Origin of the sequence: Pseudarthrobacter sp. YAF2, assembly GCF_052113345.1 — a bacterium.
Taxonomy (GTDB): domain Bacteria; phylum Actinomycetota; class Actinomycetes; order Actinomycetales; family Micrococcaceae; genus Arthrobacter.
The window spans coordinates 1-22983 of record NZ_JBFRDA010000008.1 but is presented as its reverse complement, the minus strand read 5'-3'; the positions used below and the strand labels follow the sequence as shown (position 1 = coordinate 22983).

The window sequence follows — 22983 nt, the reverse complement described above, 5'->3', positions numbered from 1 at the left end:
GTAAGTCCTTGCCTAGTCCCCAGGCTCCGCGTCGTCGTCGGCAGGCTCTTCATCCGCTGGGCCCTGCTCCACTGCGGACGGCTCATCCTGCCGCCCTTGTTCAGGCTCCTGCTGCTGCTCATCCTCTGGGCGAACACGTTCGGCCCACGGCACCCATTCCGGGGCGAGGATCGATTCCTCGGACGGCAGCAGGCCCAACTCATCGACGGTAACCACCTTGGAGCGGGAGTTGCGGGTCAGCACCGCGTACCATTGCCAGCCACCGTAGCCAGGCAGCCTGGACTCGAACAAGTGCGTGACCAGCCGGTCGCCCTCGCTCTTGGCACCCAGGTGCGGCCCGATGGTGGCGGCCGTGGTGATGCCCTCAACTGCGGCCCGGGCGGTATCAACGGCGGCAGCCAGGAACGCGTCAGGCTTGCCCGTCCGCCACACCGGCACCCCGGCCTTGCGCTTTGGCGCAGCCTTGGCGGCCTGCTCCTGCGGGGCCACGCCCGGTTGTTCAGCTTGGGGGTTCATCGGCGCTTAAACGTCCAGCTCGTCGGCAACCTTGCGCAGGGCGGCCGCAATTGCCTTGCCCTTGTTGCCGTCCGGGTACTTGCCTTTGGACAGGGTCCCGGACAGGTTGTCCAGGACGCTCACCAGGTCCTGCACCAACGGCGCGAGGTCCTTGGCGCTGGGACGCTTTGCCTTGGCAATGGACGGGGTCTTATCAAGCACCCGCAGGCCCAGGGCCTGCGCGCCCTTACGGCCGTCCGCCACGCCAAACTCCACGCGGGTGCCGGCTTTGAGCTCCGTTACACCCTCGGGCAACGACGACTTGGGCAGGAAGACCTCCTGGCCGTCCTCGCCCGCGAGGAACCCAAAGCCTTTGTCCTTGTCATACCACTTGACCTTGCCGGTAGGCACGTAATCAACCTTCTTCGTTCTGCTGTCATGAGACACGGCCGGATGCCACCGCGTCCGCATTGTTGTGCGGGTTCAAGGCATAGCACCAGCAAACCGTGTTGGTCTGTATGCTTCAAGGTTATCCTGCCGCATGCCCTAATCATGCTTCCGGCGGTACTGTTCCGCCCCGGGCGCAAGCGCTTTAGCGGCACGCCGGAGGCCGCTGTAGCGTTGCGTCCATGACACCCTTGCGTTTCCGGCGGCCCCTGATGGTGCTCGCAGCTGTTATTGCCCTGCTTTCCCTGGTAGCTGTGGGAACGGTCATGGCGCTTGCCTTCTCGGGGTCCGTCGCTCCCACCTGGGTCACGTACTCCGCGCTGTATGGCCTCCCGGTGGCCTTCATCCTGATGCTCCTGCTGGTCCTGGATGGTGTGGCCGCCCGGCGGCGGGCGGGAAGGCGGGAGCCGCGGTAACGTTGGACTGATGTCCCTCATTCGAGCGCTCGGCAAGGACCTGGAGGCACGCAGCGACGACTCGTTGCGGGCACTCTTCGCCGCGCGGCCGGACTTGATCTCCCCCTCCGTTCCGGACTTCGCGGCACTTGCGGCCCGGGCAAGCTCGCGCGTCAGCGTCCAGCGCGCCCTTGAACGGCTCAACCGGCCCCAGATGCAGGTGCTTGAAACCCTGCACCTGTGCACCAACACGGACACCGGCCACAGCGCGTCCGCGGAGGGCCTGCAAAAACTGATCCGGGGTTCGTCCCTGGCCACCGTCCAACAGATCCTTGGCACCCTGCAGGAACTTGCCCTGGTGCACCCGGCCGCAGCGCCGCACGGCACCCCGCCCGCAGCTTCCGGGCAATCCTTCTACCTCCCGGCGGGCGCACTCAAGGACGTGGTGGGAATCTACCCGGCCGGACTGGGCCGCAGCTACACGGAACTGGTGCGGCTCCAACCGGCTTTCGCCCAACGGGCAGTGCCGCTGGTCGCCGAACTGCACCGCAGTGGCTTCGCCATCCACGGTGCCACCACCCCCATGGAAGCGGCGCTGGCGCTCCAACACTGGACATCATCCCCGGACGCGCTGCAGGACATTCTCGCCGCGGCCCCGGAACGGACGACGGCGCTGCTCGCCAGGTTCCGGAACTGGGCCATGGGTGCCGTCCCCCAGGCGCAACGGAAGGCATCGGTCCTGACGGAACCGGCCGACGTCGGCCCGGTGGACTGGCTCCTTGCCCGCGGGCTGCTTGTCCCGCTCGACGCCGCGCACGTCGAGTTGCCGCACAGCGTGGGGCTGGCGCTTCGCGGCGGCGCCATCATCGATGACTTCACCCTTGCACCGCCGGTCCCGGAGCTCGGCCGTACCACCGCGGCGTTACGACGGAACGCCGCGCTGAGCGCTATTTCGGAAACCCTCAGGCTTGTCTCCGAACTGCTGCACGCCGTCCGGGAACAGCCGCTGGCCACCCTGCGCAGCGGCGGGGTGGGGGTGCGCGAAATGCGCCGCCTTTCCGAACAGCTGCGGATCGACCAAGGCGCGGTGGGACGACTGCTGGAGCTGTGCGGCCTGGCCGGCCTGATCCGCCTCGACGTCGACTCGTCGTCCTGGGTGCAGCCGCCCCAGCTCGAGTGGCTCATCCTGCCGAGGCAGGAACAATGGCTGTGGCTGGTCAACGCCTGGCTTGCCAGCGAGCGCGTCCCGTCGATGGTGGGGCAGCCAGTCAGTACATCGCCCGGCACGCCGGCCACCCGGTCCGCATCCGGCATCACCATCGCAGCGCTGTCGGCGGGGGCGCAGCGGCCAGATGCCCCCGTGGTCCGTAAACGCATCCTGGAAATCCTGCATGAACTCACCTGCGAAGCATCCGCTCCGGACGGCGCTGCTCCGGTGCTCGATGCCGCCGCGGTACTCCAGCGGGCGGAGTGGTCGCAGCCGCGGATGGCCAGGCGGTTCAGTTCCCTGATCCGCGGCGTCCTGGCTGAGGCCGAGCTGCTGGGCCTGGTGGGCTCGGGCGCGTTGAGCCAGCTGGGAAGCGCGTTCGCCGAAGAGAACCCCGACGCCGCCCTTGCCATCCTGGGCGAGCACTTGCCGGCAGCCTTGAACCACGTGCTGCTGCAGGCGGACCTTACCGCCGTCGCGCCGGGCTACCTGGCCCCCGCGCTCACGGAAAAGCTGCTGGTCATGGCCGACGCCGAAGGGCAAGGGCCGGCCACCATCTACCGGTTCTCCGCGGAGTCCATCAAGCGGGCGCTCGACGACGGCTACGACGCCCCCGCCCTGCTGCGCTTCCTGCGTGAGCACTCGGCAACTGCAGTGCCGCAACCGCTGGAATACCTGGTGGAGGACACCGCCTCCCGGCACGGCAGGCTGCGGGTGGGGCAGGCCGCAAGCTTCATCCAAAGCGACGATGAGGCGATGCTCGCCGAACTCCTGGCCGGGCCGAAGGCGGCCCAGCTTGGGCTGGTCAGGCTTGCCCCCACGGTCGTGGCGTCGTCCGCCCCGCAGCGCGACGTTGCCGCCGCACTCCGCAGCCTGGGCCTCTCGCCATCGGTGGACGGCGCCGAACCCGCCGCCCACCTTCGTCGCGCCGGCTCTCCGCAGGAGAGCCTCCGCCCCGTCTACACCGCCCCACGGCTGGCGCCCGCGGCTGAGGAAGTGGATGCCCAGCTGCACCTCCTGCGGCAGGCGCGTGACGGCGTCGGACACTCCCCGGGGCCGGCCGCGGGCAGCGAAGCCGCCACGCAGCTGGGACTGGAAGCGCTGCAGCGGGCCATCCGGCTGAAGCAGCGGATCCACATGAACGTGGTGGACAGCCTGGGGAATGCCAGCATGGAAGTGGTTGTTCCGCTATCTGTCAGCGGGGGCCGGGTCCGCGTGTTCGATCCCGCCAAGGAAACCGAACGGGTCCTGTCCGTCCACCGCATCATCGATATCGAAGCCGCCGAGGAACTGCGGCAGTAAAGGATTGCCCAGCGTGACCGACGGACCCCTGATCGTCCAAAGCGACAAAACCATCCTCCTCGAGGTGGACCACGAGCTGGCCACCGAAGCGCGCCATGCCATCGCGCCCTTCGCCGAGCTGGAACGGGCTCCAGAGCACATGCACAGCTACCGGCTGACCCCGCTGGGCCTGTGGAACGCACGCGCCGCCGGGCTGGACGCGGAAAAGGTACTGGACGCCCTGCTGAAATACTCGCGTTTTCCGGTTCCGCATTCGCTGCTGATCGACGTCGAGGAAACCATGTCCCGGTACGGCCGGCTGCGGCTGGAAAAGGACCCGCGCCACGGGCTGGTGATGCGGACGGACGACTACCCCGTGCTTGAGGAAGTCATCAGGGCCAAGAAGATCGCCCCGCTGCTGGGTCCGCGGATCGACGGCGAAACCGTGGTGGTGCACGCGTCCCAGCGCGGCCAGCTCAAGCAGCTCCTGCTGAAGATCGGCTGGCCGGCGGAGGACCTGGCCGGCTACGTGGACGGCACCCCGCACCTGATATCGCTCAACGAGGATGGCTGGCAGCTGCGCCCCTACCAGCGCCTGGCCAGCGAAAACTTCTGGGCAGGTGGCAGCGGGGTGGTGGTGCTGCCCTGCGGTGCCGGCAAGACGCTGGTGGGGGCCGCGGCCATGGCCACGGGCTCCACCACCACGCTCATCCTGGTCACCAACACCGTTGCCGCCAGGCAATGGAAGGACGAACTCATCAGGCGCACCTCCCTCACGGAAGAGGAGGTGGGCGAGTACTCGGGCGCCATGAAGGAAGTCCGTCCCGTAACCATTGCCACCTACCAGGTGCTCACCACCAAACGCGGCGGCATCTACCCGCACCTGGAACTGGTGGACGGCCACGACTGGGGGCTCATCATCTACGACGAGGTCCACCTCCTGCCGGCACCGATCTTCAGGATGACTGCAGACCTCCAGGCGCGCCGCCGCCTTGGGCTGACGGCCACCCTGGTCCGTGAAGACGGGCGCGAGGGCGAGGTATTCAGCCTGATCGGGCCCAAACGCTATGACGCGCCGTGGAAGGACATTGAGGCCCAGGGTTACATCGCACCGGCGGACTGCGTCGAGGTGCGCGTTGACCTGCCGCAGGACGAACGGGTTGCGTATGCAATGGCCGATGACGCCGACAAGTACCGGCTGTGCGCAACCTCCGAGTCAAAGACGCAGGTGGTGGAGCAGCTGGTGGCACGCCACGCCGGTGAGCAGCTGCTGGTGATCGGCCAGTACATCGACCAGCTGGACGAACTCGGCGAGCGCCTTCAGGCACCGGTGATCAAGGGCGACACCTCCGTCAAGGTGCGCCAGAAGCTCTTTGATGCGTTCCGCGCCGGTGAGCTGCAAACCCTGGTGGTATCCAAGGTGGCCAACTTCTCCATCGACCTGCCCGAAGCCTCGGTGGCCATCCAGGTCTCGGGGTCCTTCGGGTCCCGGCAAGAGGAGGCGCAGCGGCTGGGGCGTCTGCTGCGGCCCAAAAAGGACGGCCGGGCGGCCCGGTTCTACTCGCTGGTGGCCCGGGACACCCTGGACCAGGAGTTCGCGGCCAAGCGCCAGCGGTTCCTGGCCGAGCAGGGGTACGCCTACCGGATCATGGACGCCAAGGACGTTGAGGCTGCCGGTTAGTCCCGGTGGTCTCGCCGCCGTACCGTTGGCAGTCGGTGCCGCAGGGCCCGGATCGGGGGCACACTGGATGCATGAGCACGCGCATCATTCCCGTCACACCTGGCCCTGGCCAGGAATCGGTCTGGGACTACCCCCGCCCGCCCCGGCTCGAACCCAGTACCGAACGGATACGGATCGTCCTGGGCGGTGAGCTGATCGTTGACGCCACGGATTCGCTTCGCGTCCTGGAGACCAGCCACCCGCCGGTCTACTACCTGCCGCGGGCGGCGTTTGTGCCGGGGGCTCTGGAGCCCGCCGCGGGCAGCAGTTTTTGTGAGTTCAAAGGCTCGGCCGAATACCTGACCGTCCGCGGTGGCGGGCAGGAAGCCGACGGGGCCGCATGGTCCTACCCTGAGCCGTCCTCCGGGTTCGAGGCGCTCGCCGGCTGGGTAGCTGTCTACGCCGGCAGGATGGATTACTGCGAAGTGGACGGCGAACGCGTGCTTCCCCAGCCCGGCCGCTTCTACGGCGGCTGGATTACCAAGCGGATAGTCGGGCCCTTCAAAGGCGAACCGGGAACTATGGGCTGGTGAACGCGAGCTCACCACCACCATGCTCACAACGAATATCCAGACAACTCCCAGACACTGGGAGCATGATGGGAGCATGAACAAGAACGGTCCAGAAGCCAGGCTGCTCGTCGTCGATGATGAGCCCAACATCCGCGAGCTTCTCTCCACGTCCCTCCGGTTCGCAGGCTTTGAAGTTGTCTCCGCCGCCAACGGACGCGATGCCCTGGCTGCGGCGGAAACCCAGGCGCCTGACCTGGCCGTATTGGATGTCATGCTCCCTGATATGGACGGGTTCACCGTTACCCGCCGCCTGCGCGCTGCCGGAAAGCACTTCCCGGTCCTTTTCCTGACAGCGAAGGACGACACCGAAGACAAAGTCACCGGCCTGACCGTCGGCGGCGACGACTACGTCACCAAGCCGTTCAGCCTGGACGAGGTAGTGGCCCGGATCCGGGCGGTGCTGCGGCGGACCCAGCCCCTGCTGGATGACGACGCGATCATCCGTGTTGACGACCTCGAGCTCGACGACGACGCCCACGAGGTGCGGCGCGGCGGCACCGTCATTGAACTGTCCCCCACCGAGTTCAAGCTGCTGCGCTACCTCATGCTCAATCCCAACCGGGTCCTGTCCAAGTCCCAGATCCTGGACCACGTGTGGGAGTACAACTTCAACGGCGATGCGTCCATCGTGGAGTCCTACATTTCCTACCTCCGGCGGAAGGTGGACATCGATCCCGAAGCCCCGGCACTGATCCAGACCAAGCGCGGGGTGGGTTACGTGCTGCGGACGGCTGAAAAGCGCTGACCTTGCTGAAGCGGTGGAAGTCGGCCTCACTCAGGTCGCAGCTGGTGGCCATGATCATGGCCCTGCTGATTGTGGCCCTGACGGTGACCGGAGCTGTCACCCTCACCTTGCTGCACAGCTACCTCCAGGGGCAGGTGGACGACAAACTGAACGCCGCCGTCGACTCTGCCCGGAAACAGCGCTCGTTCACCCAGTTGCAGGCGCCCAGTCCCATTCCCACCGACTATTCGCTGATGCTGTTCGCCCCGGGCGAGCAGCCGTACACGTTCGGCGGCGACCCCGACGACCACCCGGACATCAGTGCCATCACCGTGGACCAGGCCCAGGCCCGGGACCTTGCCCCGTTCCAGGTCCGCGGCACGGACGGCGAAAGCTGGCGGGTGGTGGCGGTGACCGTCCAAAACGGCCAAACGACTGCCGTGGTGGTTATCGGCCTTCCCCTGGCGAGCGTCGACGACGTCCTCAAGCACGCCACCCTGGTGGTCACCGGGGTGGGCCTGTTAACGCTGCTGCTGGCCTCCCTCATCGCGAGCTGGACAGTGTCCCGATCCTTCCGGCCGCTTGCCAGGGTGGAGAAGACGGCAGCCGCCATCGCCGCCGGGGACCTCTCCCGGCGTGTTGAGGTGGAGAACCCGGCCACCGAGCTGGGCCGGCTGAGCAGCTCGCTCAATGCCATGCTGGCACACATTGAGACGGCCTTTGCGGCCCGGACCGCGTCGGAGGCCAGGATGCGTCGCTTCGCCGCCGATGCCTCCCACGAACTGCGCACACCCCTGGTGACCATCCGCGGCTTCTCCGAGCTTTACCGCCACGGCGCCCTGTCCACGGACGAGGACGTGGCCACCGCCATGGGCCGGATCGAAAGCGAAGCCAAACGCATGGGTTCCATGGTTGAGGACCTGCTCCTGCTGGCCCGGCTGGACGAGCAGCGTCCGCTGCAGCAAAAGCCCGTGGACCTGCAGCTGATCGCCCACGACGCCATGGTGGACACCCAAGCCAGCGACCGTTCCAGGAGCATCTCGCTGGCAGGCCTCGACGGCGGCCCGGCCAGGCCTGCCCCGGTTCTCGGCGACGAGGCCAAGCTGCGCCAGGTGGTGGGCAACCTCGTGGGCAATGCGTTGCGGTACACCCCGGAGGGCAGCCCCATCGAACTGGCGGTGGGAGTCCGCAGCACGGACGGTGAGGCGCGCTCCATCATCGAGGTACGGGACCACGGCCCGGGCATTTCGGAAGAGGACGCAGGCAAGGTCTTCGAACGCTTCTACCGTGCCGATACCTCCCGGACCCGGGAGACGGGCGGCAGCGGCCTGGGCCTGGCCATCGTGGCGGCCATCGTTGGTTCGCACGGCGGTTCGGTGCGGGTGGAGAAGACCGACGGCGGCGGGGCCACGCTGGTGGTCAGCCTGCCGCACCGCGACGAAGGCCCCGCAACTGACACGGCGGATGGAGAGGAAGCGGCGGACGACGGTGCCGGCCAGCGTGCCGCGGGCAGCGGCGGATCGGTTATCCACATATAGGCCTCAGGCCATGGCTCTACCGTGAGCGGCTTCCTAGGCTCGTGTCAGCAGCCCGGAACCGCCGGGCCGGAGGCGTCTCCGCCGTACCGAAAGGCATAGCCATGAGCATCATTTCCGTCGACACCGAGCTACTGCAGCTGAAATCCGCCAACGTGCAGGCCACCGTGGACAGGATCAGTTCCGACGTGCAGGCCATGAAGCGCGGCCTCGATGAGCTGCAGGGTTCGTGGCGCGGCTCCGCAGCCACCAACTTCCAGGCGCTCGTCACCGAATGGACCATCACCCAGGGCCGGGTGGAGGCGTCGCTGGCCTCCATCAACACGGCCCTGGCCTCCGCAGCGGCCACGTATGCGCAGGCAGAACAGGGCAACGCGCAGCGGTTCAGCTGACAGGTCAGGCTTCGGGGGTTCCTTGATGGAACCGCAGCCGCCACCGTTCGCCGTCAAGGACCCATAACGAGCTTCGCAGCGTGGTACCGGAACGGGCGAAGTTCCGGTATGTCAGCAGGACGGCGTTGGCGCCGATGCGTTCAGCGCCCAGAACCTCGATGTCGGTCCGCTCACCGGGATCCTCTTCGAGGGCCATCATCATGGCGTCCCGGGTCCACATCCGTCCCGAGCTGCCGATTTCCATGAAGTCCGGGTGGAGGAGGACGGCGGTCCGGCCAATGTCGCCGCGTACCAGGGGGCCCAGCAGTTCGCGTTCGAGTTGCTCCACCAGGGCTTCGGGCGCGACCGCCCCGGCCTGCTGCGCTGCCTCGGCAACCTCCTGGGCTTCGGTATCCAGTTCACTGAACAGGTCAAGTTCGTCATAGGCCGATACCGGTTCGGGCATCACCTTCGGCTTGCCGGCTCCCGCTGCCGGGACTCTTGGACCGGCCGCTGCCGGGCGCGTCTCCGAACGGGCGGAATCTGCAGCTGAACGGCCGGCGGCTGCAGATGAACGGTCCGGGGCGGGGATGTCGAGGGTGGCGGCCTGGAGGCCGGCGCCGGACTGCTGCTGCGCCTCAAAGCTCCGCCCGGACGCGCCCGGGTGGTGGGCCCCCGGGAACCCTGGCCCCGACCGTGCGGCCACGCCTTGCTGGTAGGCCGTTGCCGCGGCCCGGGCGCGTTCATCGGCGGCCTCGTTCAGGCTGTGGCCGGCATGGCCCTTGACCCATTCGAAGGTATACGTCCGGCCTGCCAGTTCGCGGTCCAGTTCCTTCAGCAGTTCAACGTTCAGGACGGGCTTCCCATCGGCTTTGCGCCATCCCTTTCGCTTCCATCCGGGCATCCATTTGGTAATTGAATTGATGACGTATTGGCTGTCGCAGAGGATGCGCAAGTCTTCCTCCGGAAGATGCGCGGTGGCCCGCAGGAGGTCCAGGACAGCCATCAGCTCCCCCTGGTTATTGGTCCCGTGAGGCCAGCCGCCAGCCCGCCAACAATTGTCATCCACGTACCAGGCCCAGCCCGCCGGACCCGGGTTTCCCAAGGCCGAACCGTCAGCCGCTGCAGTAATCGTCACCGGTCCATCCTGCCAGAAGCCAACGACAATGGCTGCCGCCCCCGCGGCACGGCACGTGCAGCTGTCCACCGTTCGTTGCGCCCCACAGCGGACGAGGTGGTCCCCGGGTTAGGAACAGCATCTCGGAAAACGTTTACCGAAACTCTTGACTCCCGCCTTCCAGTCGCGAAACTATCGCAGAATCAACGTGAGAAAACGCTTTCCCACTGGTTCAGGTTCCCGCAATGAAGTGGGAGCGACCCAGCGGTTCCCAATTCGGAAGGAACATCAATGACGAGTCCAGTCTTAAGCCGGCGCAGTTTCCAGCTCGGTGCTGCTGCGTTGGCCTTCTCCCTGCTGGCCACGGGCTGCGGCACCCCCGGCGGCTCGGGAGACAACGGCCCGGTGACCCTGCGGTTCGCGTGGTGGGGCAACGAGTACCTGAACGCACAGACCCAGAAGGTCATTGCCGCCTTTGAAGCGTCGCACCCGAATATCAAAATCAAGGCCGAGCCGGGCGAATGGGCCAGCTATTGGGACAAACTGGCAACGAAGACAGCTGCCAATGATGCGCCGGACGTCATCCAGATGGACCAGAAGTACATCGCCGAGTATGGCGGCCGCGGCGCCCTCATGGACCTGTCCAAACAAAGCGGCATCGACACCTCGAAGCTGGACAAGGAGGCCCTGGCCTCCGGCCAGTACGACGGTGCCCAATACGGTCTCAGCACCGGCCAGAATGCCTACGTCATCATGGCCAACACCAAGGTGTTCGAGGCAGCAGGCGTACCGGTTCCGGACGACAAGACGTGGACCTGGAAGGATTTCGCCGACACCGCGGCGAAGATCAGCGCCGCGGGCGACGGGAAGAGTTACGGCGCCGCCTACGGCAGCAACGAAGCGGACCTGATTATCTGGCTGCGCCAGCACGGAGAAGACCTGTACACGGGTGACGGCGCGCTCGGGTTCGGGACCGCGACCGCCGCTTCCTTCTGGGAACGGCTTAAAGACCAACGCGATTCAAAGGCCAGCCCGCCTGCCACAGTTGCCACCGAGGACGCGGGGGCAGGGTTGGAGGAAAGCCTGTTCGGTACCAACCGGGTGGCCATGGCCTGGTGGTGGACCAACCAGCTCGGTTCGCTGGAGTCCACCACGGGCAGCAACATCAAGATGCTGCGGGCCCCCAGCATCAGCGGCGCATCAGCCGGTAACGGCATGTACTACAAGCCCACGATGTTCTGGTCCGCTTCGTCCCGCTCCAAGCACCCGCAACAGGCCGCCGAATTCATCGACTACCTCACCAACAGCCCGGAGGCGGGCGGCATCCTGATGACGGACCGGGGCGTGCCCACCAACGCCGGGATCGTCTCCGCCATCACTCCCGCGCTGAAGCCTGCGGACACCACGGTGGTGGGCTTCCTCAAGGACATAGCGCCGGACATCAAGGGCGCGCCGCCGGTTCCACCGGTGGGTGCGGGAAGCGTCCAGAACGTCATCAAGCGCTACACGGACGAGGTGCTGTACGACCGCCTGACACCGCAGGCTGCCGCCGACGCCTTCAAGAAGGAAGTCGAAGGGATGCTGGCTTCCGCCAGGAAGTAACCCCCGGACAAAAAAATGCGGCCCCCTCGCGAAGGAAGGGGCCGCATTTCACGTCAGCGGGACAGGTCCCGGCAGAGGGGCTTAGAAGCCGCCCATGCCACCCATGCCGCCCATGTCGTCTCCACCGGCAGGGGCAGAAGACTTCTCGGGCTTGTCTGCCACAACTGCTTCGGTGGTGAGGAACAGGCCGGCGATGGAGGCCGCGTTCTGCAGGGCAGAGCGGGTCACCTTGACCGGGTCGTTGACGCCGGCAGCCAGCAGGTCGACGTACTCGCCGGTGGCTGCGTTCAGGCCGTGGCCTGCGGGCAGGCCGCGGACCTTGTCGACAACCACGCCGGGCTCGAGGCCGGCGTTGAAGGCGATCTGCTTCAGCGGAGCGTCGATGGCAACGCGGACGATGTTGGCGCCCGTTGCTTCGTCGCCGGACAGCTGCAGGTTGGCGAATGCTTTGGCACCGGCCTGGATCAGGGCTACGCCGCCACCGGCGACGATGCCTTCTTCAACCGCAGCCTTGGCGTTGCGGACGGCGTCCTCGATGCGGTGCTTGCGTTCCTTGAGCTCAACCTCGGTGGCGGCACCGGCCTTGATGACTGCAACGCCGCCGGCCAGCTTGGCCAGGCGTTCCTGCAGCTTCTCGCGGTCGTAGTCGGAGTCCGAGTTCTCGATCTCGGCGCGGATCTGGGATACGCGGCCGGCGATCTGGTCGGCGTCGCCGGCACCTTCGACGATGGTGGTCTCGTCCTTGGTGACAACAACCTTGCGGGCCTGGCCCAGCAGTTCGAGGCCTGCGGTCTCGAGCTTGAGGCCGACTTCCTCGGAGATGACCTGGCCGCCTGTGAGGACGGCGATGTCTGCCAACTGTGCCTTGCGGCGGTCACCGAAGCCCGGAGCCTTGACGGCAACGGACTTGAAGGTGCCGCGGATCTTGTTGACGATCAGGGTGGCCAGGGCCTCGCCCTCGATGTCTTCGGCGATGATCAGCAGCGGCTTGTTGGACTGCATGACCTTTTCGAGGACAGCAACCAGTTCCTTGACGTTGGAGATCTTCGAGTTGACGATCAGGATGTACGGGTCTTCAAGGACCGTTTCCTGGCGCTCGGCGTCCGTGACGAAGTAGGCGGAGATGTAGCCCTTGTCGAAGCGCATGCCTTCGGTGAGCTCAAGCTCCAGGCCGAAGGTGTTGGACTCCTCGACCGTGATGACGCCTTCCTTGCCAACCTTGTCCAGGGCTTCGGCGATGAGGGCACCAATTTCGTCGTCACCGGCGGAGATGGAGGCCGTGGCCGCAATCTCTTCCTTGGTTTCGATTTCCTTGGCGGAAGCCAGGAGTTCGCGGGTGACGGCCTCGACGGCCTTCTCGATGCCGCGCTTGAGGGACAGCGGGTCGGCGCCGGCGGCAACGTTGCGCAGGCCTTCCTTGACCAGCGCCTGGGCCAGCACGGTTGCGGTGGTGGTACCGTCGCCGGCGACGTCGTCAGTCTTCTTGGCAACTTCCTTGACCAGCTCGGCGCCGATCTTCTCGTAGGGATCGTCCAGCTCGATCTCCTTGGCGATGGAAACACCATCGTTGGTGATCGTGGGGGCGCCCCACTTCTTTTCGAGGACGACGTTGCGTCCACGCGGGCCGAGGGTGACCTTAACGGCGTCGGCGAGGGTGTTCAGGCCACGCTCAAGGCCGCGGCGTGCCTCTTCATCAAATGCAATGATCTTGGCCATAACGGCAGTAGTCCTTTCGGGACAGTCGTTAAGAATGAACCTTCGCTGCAGTGCCCGCGACGGACGATCCTTCGACAGCGGCCTCTGTATGCCTCCGGCTGGGGATCTCACTGAAGTGAGGTGTTTCTTTCGCTCCTCGACCGATGCTCTGCGCCGCCGGCCGGAACCGGGCGTTGCTTAGCAGTCGGTACGTCAGAGTGCTAACTCAATAATTAGCACTCCCCCGGTGAGAGTGCAAGCGAAAAGTCGCCGGACGGGCAGCTGGCGGGGGTGGCTTCGCCCAGGGCGATCAGCCCGAATGTCCGGCGGTCTCCCGCCCGCTGGGAGTGGGGTTGTTGTCAGCTCCGTAGGTGAACACGGAGAAGTCAGCCGTGGTGATGTCCCCGTTGGCGTCGAAGGCAATGGGGCCCGACTCGCCGTCGTAATTGATGTCGGGGCCGGCAGCCAGGCCGCCCAGGCACGCCTTGTAGGTCAGGCACGGCGCGGCGGCCGATCCGGAGCCGGGTGCCGCCGTCCCGCCGGATACCGGGATCAGGTTGGCGGCGATCGAGCGGCCGGCGTCATCCTGGGCGCGGGCCGCTGCCAGCGCCGCCAGTGTGACGGCGTCATAGGTTTCGGCAGCGTAGGAGACATCCTTCAGGGAAGGGTCCACCGCCAGGAGTTTTGCCTGGAAAGCGGCGGACGGCAACTGCCCGGGGACGACGGCGCGGGCGCCGTCCAGGGCCTTGGAACCCAGCCCGGACCCGTAGCGGGCGAAGGCGCCGTCGCTCATGATGATGCGCGAACCGCTGAGGCCGGCCTTGTTCAGCTCGGCCAACGCGCTCTGGACGCCCTCGCGGGCTATCAGGACGACGGCGTCCGGCTTGGCTTTGGCGACGGAGCTTGCGGCAGTGCCGGCGCCCCCCGTTCTGAAGCCGGCCCCGGGAAGGACGGTGAGTCCGGACTGTTTGGCCGCTTCCGTGACGGCGGCCTGCAGGTCCTTGCCGTAGGAACTTTCCTGGTACAGCACGCTGATGCTGGCGGCGCCGGCGTCCTTGGCAAGTTTGGCCAGGACCGGCCCCTGGGCGACGTCGGCGGCCGCGGTGCGGAAGTAGTAGCCGCCGCTGGCCATTCCGGTCAGGCCGGCGGCAGTGTTGGCCGGTGAGATCAGTGGCGTCCGTGCGTGGGAGAGAATGTCGACGGCGGCCGCCGCGTGGCTGGAGTCGGTGGGTCCGATGACCACGTCCGCCTTGGCGGTTAACAGGGCATTTGCCTGCCCGGCTGTTTCCTGATCCGGATGTACAGGCAGCAGTTCGACGGGCCGGCCCTTGTGGCCGCCTGCAGCGTTGATGTCCTGGACGGCCAGCTTGGCGGCGGCGAGCTGGGGCGCATTGAGGAAAGCACTGTCACCGGTGTTGTCCAGTATGAGACCCACCCGGAGGATGCCGTCGCCGGATGCCTCGGCGGATTCCAGCCGGGCGTTTCCGCCCGTCCCGGAACATGCTGTGGTGCCGAGTACGGCTGCCAGGGAGACGGCCAGGGCGGCGCGGACGGCAGGACGGTTGATCGGCGTCACTGCGCAGGCCGGACGTTTTCTGCCTGCGGGCCCTTTTCGCCTTCGCCGATCTCCAGCTGCACCCGCTGGCCTTCCTCAAGTGCCCGGTAGCCTTCGCCCTGGATCGCAGACCAATGGACAAAGATGTCATCACTGGAGCCGTCAACAGTGATGAAACCGTAGCCTTTTTCAGCGTTGAACCATTTGACGGTTCCCAGTGCCATGGTGACCAACTCTTTTCCGTTGCGGCCGGATGGGCCGGTGCTGTGCGTGCTGCCCGGCGGGCCGTGGCCTGGACTCACTCTAGCCAACGGCCGCCACGCGTCGAAGGCAGCGGCAGGCCCGGAGCGGCGAACGTTATGCAGGCGTAACTGAGTCCGCCCGGTTACCGGTATCCCGGGCCCAGTACCACCACGAGCGGCACCTGGAACTCGGTGCTGCTGGCGACGGTGGGGATGTTCAGCAGTGCCGCGAGCTCCTGGGCGCTGGCCAACTGCTGGGGACCGGCGTAATAGATCACGGACGATTTCTGCGATGCGCCTGACCAGTTGCCTACCGGTCCGAGCCGCCAGCCGTCAGCCTGGACTATCCCGCCCACCCGGCTGGCCAGTCCCGCGGTACCCGCCGCGTTGTAGACGGCCACTGCCTGCGTGCGGTCGACGACGGCCTGCTGGCTGGGGGAAGCTGCGGGCTCGGGATTGCTGCTGCGGGACGTTTCGGCGGTGGCCGACGGTTCCGGGCTGGCGGAAGGCGCGGCTTCCTGCGTGGCGGAACTGGTGGATCCGGTCCCGGCCAATGCGGTGGATTCCACGCTGGCAGATGCCTCGGTGGCCGTGGCGTTGAAGCCGAGCTTGGGAAGGATCAGGAAGGACACCAGGCCGATGGCCAGTGCCGCCACGCCCACGGCGAGGATGGGCCACAGCCGCACCCGGGACGGCGCCGAGGCCGTCCGGTGGACACCTTGTCGCGACGCGGCCTCGGGGACCTTGTCGAATTCATCGCGGGCGTATTTGGTCATGGTGGAAGGACATCCTTGTTGATTGCTGCCAGGGTCCCGGCCCGGGTCGTGTTAAGCGTCGGATCCCAGGCGGCGGGCGGTGCGTGCACGGTGGCGCGTCGTACGTAGTCTACGCAATCTCTTGACCAGCATGGGATCGTGGGCCAGGGCATCCTCGCGATCGATCAATGCGTTGAGGAGCTGGTAGTAGTGGGTTGCCGAGAGGTCGAACAGCTCCCGGATGGCCTGTTCCTTCGCCCCGGCGTACTTCCACCACTGCCGTTCCAGTGCCAGCATCTGCTGTTCCCGCTCGGTGAGCGGGGAATCACGGAGCGTGAAATCCACCAGCAGGGGCTTCCGTTGGTCCTGCTCGGGCAGGTGTTCCCGGGCCGGTTCCGCCACGGCACACTCCTTCGCTGGTTACGGTAAATGTCTTACCCCCATGCTACCGGCCGAATAACAGGAGTGTCATTCGAGCCGGCCGTCGACACGCCTGCCCGGCCGGAAGTCGCCTCCTGCAAGAATGGAACGATGTTTGAATCGGAGGCGTTGTTCGACCTGCCGCAGGACCCGGCGGACACCACCCGCTTCAGCGACCTGGCCCAGCTGCCCTTGGCGGAACTCATGGCTCCGGACTGGGCGTCGGCGCTGCAGGGCGTGGACGGCAGGCTGCGGTCGGTGCTGGCTTTCCTGGCCGGCGAAGAAGCGGCCGGGCACCAAATCCTGCCGCCGCCGTCGAACGTCCTGCGCGCGTTCCGCCAGCCGCTCGCCGATGTGAAAGTCCTCATCGTGGGGCAGGACCCGTACCCCACCCCGGGGCACGCCGTCGGGCTCTCCTTTTCCGTGGACGCGCGCACGCGGCCGCTCCCCCGCAGCCTGGTGAACATCTACCGGGAACTCGAATCGGACCTCGGCATTCCGCCGCGCGTCCACGGCGACCTGTCAGCCTGGACAGAACAGGGCGTCCTGCTCCTGAACCGGGTACTCACGGTCAGGGCAGGGTCCGCAGGCTCCCACCGGGGCAAGGGCTGGGAAGACATTACGACGGCGGCAGTCACCGCAGTGGCCGGCCGCCGCACCGCGGACGGCTCCAGGCTGCCCCTGGTGGCCGTGCTGTGGGGCAAGGAGGCGGAGAACGTCCGGCCGCTCCTGGCCGGCGCACCGGCCGTGTGCAGTCCCCATCCCAGCCCGCTGTCCGCCTCCCGCGGCTTCTTTGGCTCCAAGCCGTTCAGCCGCGTGAACCAACTGCTCCGGGAACAAGGTGCGCGGGACGTAACCTGGGACCTCCCGCCGTCGGCCTAGCTTAGGCTTGCCTTATGAGCACTGTCCCTGCCGCCACCAGCGCAACCAAGAAGAGCCGCCCACAGGTCAACCTGACCGTGCTGCGCAAGGAGCAACTGAGCCCGCACATGGTCCGGATCGTGGCGGGTGGAGACGGCTTCGACGACTTCGTCAACAATGGTTTCGTGGACCGGTACGTGAAGATCGTCTTCCCCCAGCCGGGGGTTGAGTACCCGTCGCCCTTGGATTTGTGGGAAGTCCGGGAAACCATGCCGCGGGAGCAGTGGCCGTTCACGCGTACCTATACCCTGCGCTGGGTGGATCAGGAAGCCCGGGAGCTGGCCATCGACTTCGTGGTCCATGGCGACGAAGGCCTGGCTGGTCCGTGGGCGGCCAACGCGCAGCCAGGTGAGGTGCTCACGTTCACTGGCCCCGGCGGAGCGTACAACCCCAACCCGGATGCGGACTGGTACCTCTTTGCCGGCGATGAAGCGGCCCTGCCCGCCATCGCCGCGTGCATCGAAGCGCTTCCTGCCGGCGCGGTGGGGCTGGCCTTCCTGGAAGTCGAGTCAGAGGCCGACGTCCAGCCCCTGAACGCTCCGGCCGGGCTGGATGTCCGCTGGTTGGTCCGCGGCGACGTCCCCGCAGGCTCCAGTACGTTGCTGGTCGATGCCGTGGCCGGCGCGGAATGGCCCGGCGGCACCGTGGACGTCTTTGCACACGGCGAACGGGGCTACATGAAGTCCCTGCGGGAGGTCTTGTTCAAACAGCGCGGCCTGGAGCGCCGGCAGGTGTCGTTGTCCGGGTACTGGGCCCAGGGCCGGGTGGAGGACGTGTTCCAGGCCGAGAAGAAACTCCCGGTGGGCCAAATCTAGTTGGGCCGCTAACGTCGCCTGGCGCGGCGCCGCTCGTTGCTGGCCAGGCTGCGGGTCAACGGCCGGGCCAGTACGTCGCCCAGGACGATTCCGCCGGCGGTTCCCAGCACAATGGCGCCGGCGCTGAGCATGCCGCCTGCCCCATTCAGGATTTCCGATTCCTCCACGGTGAGCACATACATGGACCTGAAAATGGTGAGGCCGGGCAGCAGGATCAGCGCCGCCGGCACTGCGACCACAAGCTGCGGCGCGCCCATCCGCAAAGCCACCACCCGGGCCAGCAGGCCGATGACAACAGCCGCCAGTGCGGGCGCGAAACGGTCGCCGATTCCCAGCAGTCCGCCGCCCAACAGCACCAGGTAGCCTGCCACACCCACCCCTGCGGTTGGCAGCAGGAGCTGCCAGGTGGTTTGCTCGGTGATGCCGATGGCCATCACCGCGGCGGCCACGAACAGGATGAGGACCCACAGATCGTAGGCGGGCGGGAAGGTCTGCGTGACGTCGATCCGCTGCAACCCGGTCAACTCCCCCACCACGAAGGCCACGGCAATGCCGGCCACAATCGCACCGAAGGTCAGCAGGGTGGACAGGAACCGGCCCGCGGCAGTGACCGGGAAGCCGTTGATGGCGTCCTGTACGGAGGAGACCAGCCGACCGGTGGGCAGCAGGAGCAGGATGCCGCCCACCACCACGATGGACGGCGACGCGGTGAGACCGAACTGCCAGAGCAGCAGCGCCAGCATGGTGACCACGAAGGAGCAGCTGGCGGTGGTGAAGAAGTCCGGAACCCGCCAGCGCCCCAGCTGCCGGGCCAGCAGGCTGACCCCGATATTGGCCACGAACGCAACTGCCGAGGACACGGGACCGCCGCCCAGCACACCGACAAACACGGCGGCGAAGATGCCGAACGCCACCGTGACCATCCAGCGGGGATATGGCTTGGGGCTGGTGATTGCCTCGTTGAGCCGGCGGATCGCTTCGTCGCGGCCCACGCCCCCGGCCACGATGTCCGTGACCAGCTGGTGCACTTTGGCCAGGCCCGCGTAGTTGTTGGTCCACGAGCGCACCACGCGGAGCAGGGCGATAGGCGTCTGGTCCTTGGGAGCGTAGTTGATGCCCACGGACTGGTTGGTGATGTCCACCTCGATGTTCTTCAGGCCCAAGGCGGCGGTTACGGCGATGATGCTGGTTTCCACCTCCAGGGCGCCTGCTCCGTAGCGGAACATGGTCTCTGCCAGATGGAGGGCAAAGTCCAGGGTCTTGCGCGCGGACGTATCAACACCGCCCACCTGGATGGTGGGGTTGGCGTAAGGGCTGCCGGCCAGCCGGTCCACGATGCTCAACGGGGCGGTGGGCGGGTTCTCGCCCTGCACCAGGCGGCGCAGCATCCTCCTGGCGGCTGCGTCCTGCCGCAGCTGGGCAGGAGTCAGCGGCTCAGTCTTGGGCAGGCCGTCAGTCTTCGGCCTGGACCCGGGCCGTTCGTGCCGGTCAGTCATGCCCGGTACCTCCCTGTGCGCGGTGTATGGACGGTCAGGCTGCGCGCTTCAACGGCAGCTTGCCAAGCAATGTGCGGGCTGCGGCGGCCGCCGATCTCGCCAGCCGGTTGGCGTGGAAGACGGCAGGCCGCACCGGCATGGTGAAGTCGCCAACCAGCTGGACCACTTCACCGCCGAACCCCTTCTTGAATTCGTAGCCGCCGTGGCCTTCATCATCCTGCCCGGAGATGCCGAACGTGCCGTAGAAGTTGTACCGCGGGTACTCCTTCTCCAGGGCGTGCAGCATCATGCCCCAGTACAGTGAGGTTGCGCCGTTGAAGTAGATGTAATCCTGGACGGTGCCACCGATGACGCACACCACCTCATCGCCGTAGCAGACGAAGTGGATGGCGGCCACGGTGGCGGTCCCTACGGAATCCGGGAACCTCTCGATGTCCTTGAGGCTCCGCTCGTAGCTGTCCACGAGGTCCTGGACCACCTTGAGCCGGTTGGCCTTCTTCTTGCTTCCGGTCTCCTCCACTTCACGCCTGAGCTCCGCGGCGGCGGCCGACTCCGCGGCCAGGCGTTCGGTGATGGATTTCCGGTAGGCCGGGAGGTCGATCTTGGCCATCATGAGCTTGGTGAACTCGGCCGAGGTGGTCCGGAGCAGGTGCTCGTAGTAGGCGCGCTCACGGTAGGTGAATCCCTTTTCGTCACCGGCCCGGCTCAACGCCCCGTAGAAGTCGTCGAGGGTTTCCAGCGTCGCCTGTTCCAGGAAGACGCCGTTCTTTTCGGCCTTGCGGATGGCCTTCCGGGTCCGGTAGCCGGTGCCCATGATGAGTTCTTCGGCGTCCTGGATTCCCACCAGGCTCTTGATGAACATCCAGTTCACGTTGACGAAGTTCATGTCCAGGCCCTGGTGCCGGAACCCGAGGCGTTCCAGGTCCGCCACGAGCGGCCGGTTGTCCTCGATGTCGGGGTGCTCGGCGCCGTCGGCGTCCCGGGCGATGTACCTGATGTTCGGCGAGATCCGCAGTTCAGCGGCTTTGCGGCTCGCGGCCTGTTTGCGGAGAAGTTCGACGACGCCGCTCACCAGGTTGCGGTCCTCGTAGTCCATGAGGGGGCCCTTGGCGCATTCGCAGATGGTGTAGCCAAGCCTGGTGGTGGAGTAGTTGAGTTTTCCGGCGGCGACGAGTTCGCCGCTGCGCCGGACTCCGAAAAGTTCCACCTGCTGGCCGCGGGCGCGCTGGAAACGGGCAAAGTCGATGGACTGCAGGAAGCTGTTCTGCGGGTGCTTGACGGCGAAGGCCTCAAATTCGGCGTCGCTGAGGATTGCGTATTCAAGTCCGGTAGCGGCGGAAACAGGATTCAAGGGGTGACCTTCTTCTGGACTCTTCGCGGCCTGGTGGGCACGCGCTGGGCGGACGGTGTTCGGGGCGGGCGGCACGGGGCATATGGTCCGGCCGTGGGCTGCGAGGGGCTGCATCCCCCGGGGATGCCGGTCAGTAGAACTGCTGCCCGGTCCGGGCGGTTTCAATCCGGCGAAGCACCTTTTCGCCGCCGCTGACCCAGATCTTGTGGCGCAGCGGGGACAGGACGTAGTCGTGGCAGCCCACAAAGTCGGTGACGGTCTTGGTGAAGCTGGTCTTGAACATGCCCATCCCGTAGAGGTTGTGGGTTTTGTCCTTGATCCGGGCAGCCGGCGGGGTGCCGCAGAAGTCGTATTCCGTGCAGCCGAGTTCCTGCATGCGGCGGATGGCTTCCCACTGCACCAGGTGTGAGTCCCCGTACTGCTTGCGGTTTTGGGAGGAGCCGCCGTCCTTGTAGGTTGCCTTGGCACCATAGTTGATCACGAAGGCTCCGACGCTGGGTTTTCCGTCCTCGTAGACGAAGAAGAAGTTTCCCTGGCCACGGTTGCAGAATTCGTCCCAGAACCGGGCGTAGTAGTCGTAGCTGCGCAGGGGCATGGAGCCTTTGGCGTTGACGGTGTCGGCCATGAGGTCGTAGAGGGCGCGGTAGGTTTCCGGGCCCTGTTCCTGCCGTACCACCTGGCAGCCCTCGCGTTCGGCGCGCCGGATGGCGTTGCGGGCGCGCGAGGAGATGGCCTTGAACACTTCCTCGCTGCTGCCGGAGATATCCAGCAGCGCCGTGGAGTCGTTGGACTGGATGTTGGGGGCCTTCAGAAGGCCCGCTGCCTGGAGGTCCTGCTGCGCCTCGGCGGTGTCGATGATGTCCGGTTCCACCTTGATGGTGAAGACGTTCAGTCTCTGGCTGCGGACAAAGGCCGCGCAGGCTTCGAGGGCAGCCTTCAGGTCCGGGGCGGCGGCAAGGTCGGGCCCCTTGATGAGGTACCAGAGCCGTCCCAGGACGGGAAAGGACTTTTCAAGGACCAGGTTGTAGCTGGAGTTTCCCGGGGCTTCCAGGACAAGGAAGCGGACTTTCCAGCCGGTTCCGTTCTTGACCGATGCGTATGCGGCGGACTGCAGCATGTTGCCGCCGTTGGGGTTGGCCGTGACGTGCTTGTCCCAGTTCTCAATTTCCTCGGCTGTGGCAAAACGTGCGGTGAATTCTCGCAAGGGGGCCGTGTCCAATCGGGTTTGTGCGCGGTTTCGGTGGGTCTGGATGCGTGCGGACATGCAGCATCAAGTCTAAAGCCTCAGCCACTCCAGCCTTCTCCCGGCGATGCCCGGCATGGCGCCCACTGTCCACGGAGCGGCGCCTTGACGGGGCCGGTCGGGTTCGGCAAGGGTTGGAGGATGAGGCCGGACCGGGAACAGGGCACCACTTCCGCGCAGAGCCGCCGGCCTTACGGTCCCGGGGTTCAAATCGCCGGGCTTGCCGCGTTCCTGGTGGCGTCCTTGCTGGTGGCGGCGCTGGGCGGGCTCGCCTCGGCCAGCAACGTCAATGGGTGGTACGCCACGGCGGATAAGGCTCCGTGGTCCCCGCCCAATGGCGTGTTTGGCCCGGTCTGGGGAATCCTTTACGCGGCGATGGCTGTTGCCGGTTGGCTGGTGTGGCGCAAACGGGCAGAACGGACCCGGGCCGCCCTCACCGCCTACGGGATCCAACTGCTTCTCAACCTTGCCTGGACCCCGGCGTTTTTTGCCCTCTACCCTGCCTTGGGAACCGCTGCACTGTGGCTCGGGATGGCCATCATCCTCGCCCTGATTGCCGCCGTCACGGTGACAGTCCTCTATTTTGGTCCCATCAGCCGAACGGCCGGGTTACTCCTGCTGCCGTACATCTCCTGGCTGGTGTTTGCCGCTTCGTTGAACTGGTGGGCTGCCGTCCACAACTAGGGAGCTTGCGCCGGTTCCCGCTCCCGGGAAGAGACGCTGTTGGTCAGCATTCGACGACGTTGACGGCGAGGCCGCCCATGGCGGTTTCTTTGTATTTGGAGGACATGTCTTTGCCGGTTTCGCGCATGGTGATGATGACTTCGTCGAGGGAAACGCGGTGGGTGCCGTCGCCCCAGAGCGCCATTTTCGCTGCGTTGATCGCTTTCGCGGCGGCGATCGCGTTCCGTTCGATGCAGGGGACCTGGACCAGCCCGCCGATCGGGTCGCACGTCAGGCCCAGGTTGTGTTCCATCGCGATTTCCGCGGCGTTTTCCACCTGCGCCGGGGTCCCGCCCATCAC

General features: G+C 66.4%; 23 protein-coding genes. 11 read left to right on the top strand and 12 right to left on the bottom strand.

The window, feature by feature from the left end; all coding sequences use genetic code 11:
* Positions 1-12: 12 nt before the first annotated feature.
* The gene (locus AB4Y79_RS09765; RefSeq protein ID WP_441860842.1) at positions 13-516 is read right to left on the bottom strand and encodes a DUF3027 domain-containing protein; all 504 of its coding nucleotides are present in this window, start codon (positions 514-516) and stop codon (positions 13-15) included.
* 6 nt (positions 517-522) lie between these two features.
* Positions 523-906, bottom strand: a complete 384-nt coding sequence (locus tag AB4Y79_RS09760) for a cold-shock protein (protein ID WP_308932012.1) — start codon at positions 904-906, stop codon at positions 523-525.
* Between the two features lie 218 nt (positions 907-1124).
* On the opposite strand from AB4Y79_RS09760, the gene AB4Y79_RS09755 reads away from it, so the two are divergent.
* The 7 genes from AB4Y79_RS09755 to AB4Y79_RS09725 all read left to right on the top strand — a co-directional run bounded on the left by AB4Y79_RS09755 (position 1125) and on the right by AB4Y79_RS09725 (position 8768).
* The gene (locus AB4Y79_RS09755) at positions 1125-1358 is read left to right on the top strand and encodes a hypothetical protein (protein WP_308932013.1); all 234 of its coding nucleotides are present in this window, start codon (positions 1125-1127) and stop codon (positions 1356-1358) included.
* Between the two features lie 10 nt (positions 1359-1368).
* Complete coding sequence (locus AB4Y79_RS09750) at positions 1369-3846, top strand: helicase-associated domain-containing protein (protein WP_441860837.1); 2478 nt, start codon at positions 1369-1371, stop codon at positions 3844-3846.
* A 13-nt stretch (positions 3847-3859) separates the two neighbouring features.
* Complete coding sequence (locus tag AB4Y79_RS09745; RefSeq protein WP_441860834.1) at positions 3860-5506, top strand: DNA repair helicase XPB; 1647 nt, start codon at positions 3860-3862, stop codon at positions 5504-5506.
* Positions 5507-5577: 71 nt separating this feature from the next.
* Positions 5578-6078: a DUF427 domain-containing protein gene (locus AB4Y79_RS09740; RefSeq protein WP_441860832.1), complete on the top strand. Its 501-nt coding sequence runs from the start codon at positions 5578-5580 to the stop codon at positions 6076-6078.
* A gap of 73 nt (positions 6079-6151) precedes the next feature.
* Entirely contained in the window at positions 6152-6862 is a 711-nt protein-coding gene (locus AB4Y79_RS09735) for a response regulator transcription factor (RefSeq protein ID WP_441860829.1), read from the top strand.
* A gap of 2 nt (positions 6863-6864) precedes the next feature.
* Positions 6865-8379 carry a sensor histidine kinase gene (locus tag AB4Y79_RS09730; RefSeq protein ID WP_441860826.1) on the top strand — a complete coding sequence of 505 codons (1515 nt, stop codon included), beginning with the start codon at positions 6865-6867 and terminating at the stop codon, positions 8377-8379.
* Between the two features lie 101 nt (positions 8380-8480).
* The gene (locus AB4Y79_RS09725; protein WP_308932018.1) at positions 8481-8768 is read left to right on the top strand and encodes a WXG100 family type VII secretion target; all 288 of its coding nucleotides are present in this window, start codon (positions 8481-8483) and stop codon (positions 8766-8768) included.
* 4 nt (positions 8769-8772) lie between these two features.
* Here the strand turns inward: AB4Y79_RS09725 and AB4Y79_RS09720 are convergent, their stop codons facing one another.
* Complete coding sequence (locus AB4Y79_RS09720) at positions 8773-9885, bottom strand: RNase H family protein (protein ID WP_441860823.1); 1113 nt, start codon at positions 9883-9885, stop codon at positions 8773-8775.
* 270 nt (positions 9886-10155) lie between these two features.
* On the opposite strand from AB4Y79_RS09720, the gene AB4Y79_RS09715 reads away from it, so the two are divergent.
* Positions 10156-11466 (top strand): ABC transporter substrate-binding protein, encoded by a 1311-nt coding sequence (locus AB4Y79_RS09715; protein ID WP_441860820.1) that lies wholly within the window; start codon positions 10156-10158, stop codon positions 11464-11466.
* Between the two features lie 81 nt (positions 11467-11547).
* Here the strand turns inward: AB4Y79_RS09715 and groL are convergent, their stop codons facing one another.
* The 5 genes from groL to AB4Y79_RS09690 form a co-directional block, all read right to left on the bottom strand.
* The gene (groL, locus tag AB4Y79_RS09710) at positions 11548-13182 is read right to left on the bottom strand and encodes a chaperonin GroEL (protein WP_308932021.1); all 1635 of its coding nucleotides are present in this window, start codon (positions 13180-13182) and stop codon (positions 11548-11550) included.
* A gap of 289 nt (positions 13183-13471) precedes the next feature.
* Positions 13472-14737 (bottom strand): ABC transporter substrate-binding protein, encoded by a 1266-nt coding sequence (locus AB4Y79_RS09705; protein ID WP_441860817.1) that lies wholly within the window; start codon positions 14735-14737, stop codon positions 13472-13474.
* Positions 14734-14940: a cold-shock protein gene (locus AB4Y79_RS09700; protein WP_441860814.1), complete on the bottom strand. Its 207-nt coding sequence runs from the start codon at positions 14938-14940 to the stop codon at positions 14734-14736. The genes AB4Y79_RS09705 and AB4Y79_RS09700 overlap by 4 nt, the downstream gene beginning before the upstream one ends.
* 161 nt (positions 14941-15101) lie before the next feature.
* On the bottom strand, positions 15102-15734 hold the full coding sequence (locus AB4Y79_RS09695; RefSeq protein WP_441860811.1) for a LytR C-terminal domain-containing protein: 633 nt from the start codon (positions 15732-15734) through the stop codon (positions 15102-15104).
* Positions 15735-15785: 51 nt separating this feature from the next.
* The gene (locus tag AB4Y79_RS09690) at positions 15786-16115 is read right to left on the bottom strand and encodes a DUF3263 domain-containing protein (protein WP_441860808.1); all 330 of its coding nucleotides are present in this window, start codon (positions 16113-16115) and stop codon (positions 15786-15788) included.
* A gap of 129 nt (positions 16116-16244) precedes the next feature.
* Here AB4Y79_RS09690 and AB4Y79_RS09685 point away from each other — a divergent pair, with 129 nt between their 5' ends.
* Positions 16245-17015 carry a uracil-DNA glycosylase gene (locus AB4Y79_RS09685; protein WP_441860806.1) on the top strand — a complete coding sequence of 257 codons (771 nt, stop codon included), beginning with the start codon at positions 16245-16247 and terminating at the stop codon, positions 17013-17015.
* Between the two features lie 14 nt (positions 17016-17029).
* On the top strand, positions 17030-17869 hold the full coding sequence (locus tag AB4Y79_RS09680) for a siderophore-interacting protein (RefSeq protein WP_441860803.1): 840 nt from the start codon (positions 17030-17032) through the stop codon (positions 17867-17869).
* 8 nt (positions 17870-17877) lie between these two features.
* On the opposite strand, the gene AB4Y79_RS09675 is transcribed toward AB4Y79_RS09680, so the two are convergent.
* The 3 genes from AB4Y79_RS09675 to AB4Y79_RS09665 all read right to left on the bottom strand — a co-directional run bounded on the left by AB4Y79_RS09675 (position 17878) and on the right by AB4Y79_RS09665 (position 21980).
* Complete coding sequence (locus AB4Y79_RS09675) at positions 17878-19365, bottom strand: threonine/serine ThrE exporter family protein (protein WP_441860800.1); 1488 nt, start codon at positions 19363-19365, stop codon at positions 17878-17880.
* A 34-nt stretch (positions 19366-19399) separates the two neighbouring features.
* Entirely contained in the window at positions 19400-20716 is a 1317-nt protein-coding gene (locus AB4Y79_RS09670; RefSeq protein ID WP_441860797.1) for a peptidoglycan bridge formation glycyltransferase FemA/FemB family protein, read from the bottom strand.
* A 130-nt stretch (positions 20717-20846) separates the two neighbouring features.
* On the bottom strand, positions 20847-21980 hold the full coding sequence (locus AB4Y79_RS09665) for a lipid II:glycine glycyltransferase FemX (protein ID WP_441860794.1): 1134 nt from the start codon (positions 21978-21980) through the stop codon (positions 20847-20849).
* A gap of 120 nt (positions 21981-22100) precedes the next feature.
* On the opposite strand from AB4Y79_RS09665, the gene AB4Y79_RS09660 reads away from it, so the two are divergent.
* Positions 22101-22643, top strand: a complete 543-nt coding sequence (locus AB4Y79_RS09660) for a TspO/MBR family protein (protein WP_441860791.1) — start codon at positions 22101-22103, stop codon at positions 22641-22643.
* 43 nt (positions 22644-22686) lie between these two features.
* On the opposite strand, the gene AB4Y79_RS09655 is transcribed toward AB4Y79_RS09660, so the two are convergent.
* Positions 22687-22983 (bottom strand): L-serine ammonia-lyase, iron-sulfur-dependent, subunit alpha (locus tag AB4Y79_RS09655; RefSeq protein ID WP_441860788.1); only part of this gene is annotated, 297 nt, incomplete at its 5' end.

Excerpts from the sequence above, each read along its gene's own strand:
- AB4Y79_RS09765 (WP_441860842.1), bottom strand. The coding sequence starts at position 516 with ATGAACCCCCAAGCTGAACAACCGGGCGTGGCCCCGCAGGAGCAGGCC.
- AB4Y79_RS09755 (WP_308932013.1), top strand. The coding sequence starts at position 1,125 with ATGACACCCTTGCGTTTCCGGCGGCCCCTGATGGTGCTCGCAGCTGTT.
- AB4Y79_RS09750 (WP_441860837.1), top strand. The coding sequence starts at position 1,369 with ATGTCCCTCATTCGAGCGCTCGGCAAGGACCTGGAGGCACGCAGCGAC.
- AB4Y79_RS09740 (WP_441860832.1), top strand. The coding sequence starts at position 5,578 with ATGAGCACGCGCATCATTCCCGTCACACCTGGCCCTGGCCAGGAATCG.
- AB4Y79_RS09735 (WP_441860829.1), top strand. The coding sequence starts at position 6,152 with ATGAACAAGAACGGTCCAGAAGCCAGGCTGCTCGTCGTCGATGATGAG.
- AB4Y79_RS09725 (WP_308932018.1), top strand. The coding sequence starts at position 8,481 with ATGAGCATCATTTCCGTCGACACCGAGCTACTGCAGCTGAAATCCGCC.
- AB4Y79_RS09715 (WP_441860820.1), top strand. The coding sequence starts at position 10,156 with ATGACGAGTCCAGTCTTAAGCCGGCGCAGTTTCCAGCTCGGTGCTGCT.
- groL (WP_308932021.1), bottom strand. The coding sequence starts at position 13,182 with ATGGCCAAGATCATTGCATTTGATGAAGAGGCACGCCGCGGCCTTGAG.
- AB4Y79_RS09700 (WP_441860814.1), bottom strand. The coding sequence starts at position 14,940 with ATGGCACTGGGAACCGTCAAATGGTTCAACGCTGAAAAAGGCTACGGT.
- AB4Y79_RS09695 (WP_441860811.1), bottom strand. The coding sequence starts at position 15,734 with ATGACCAAATACGCCCGCGATGAATTCGACAAGGTCCCCGAGGCCGCG.
- AB4Y79_RS09685 (WP_441860806.1), top strand. The coding sequence starts at position 16,245 with ATGTTTGAATCGGAGGCGTTGTTCGACCTGCCGCAGGACCCGGCGGAC.
- AB4Y79_RS09680 (WP_441860803.1), top strand. The coding sequence starts at position 17,030 with ATGAGCACTGTCCCTGCCGCCACCAGCGCAACCAAGAAGAGCCGCCCA.
- AB4Y79_RS09675 (WP_441860800.1), bottom strand. The coding sequence starts at position 19,365 with ATGACTGACCGGCACGAACGGCCCGGGTCCAGGCCGAAGACTGACGGC.
- AB4Y79_RS09665 (WP_441860794.1), bottom strand. The coding sequence starts at position 21,980 with ATGTCCGCACGCATCCAGACCCACCGAAACCGCGCACAAACCCGATTG.
- AB4Y79_RS09660 (WP_441860791.1), top strand. The coding sequence starts at position 22,101 with ATGAGGCCGGACCGGGAACAGGGCACCACTTCCGCGCAGAGCCGCCGG.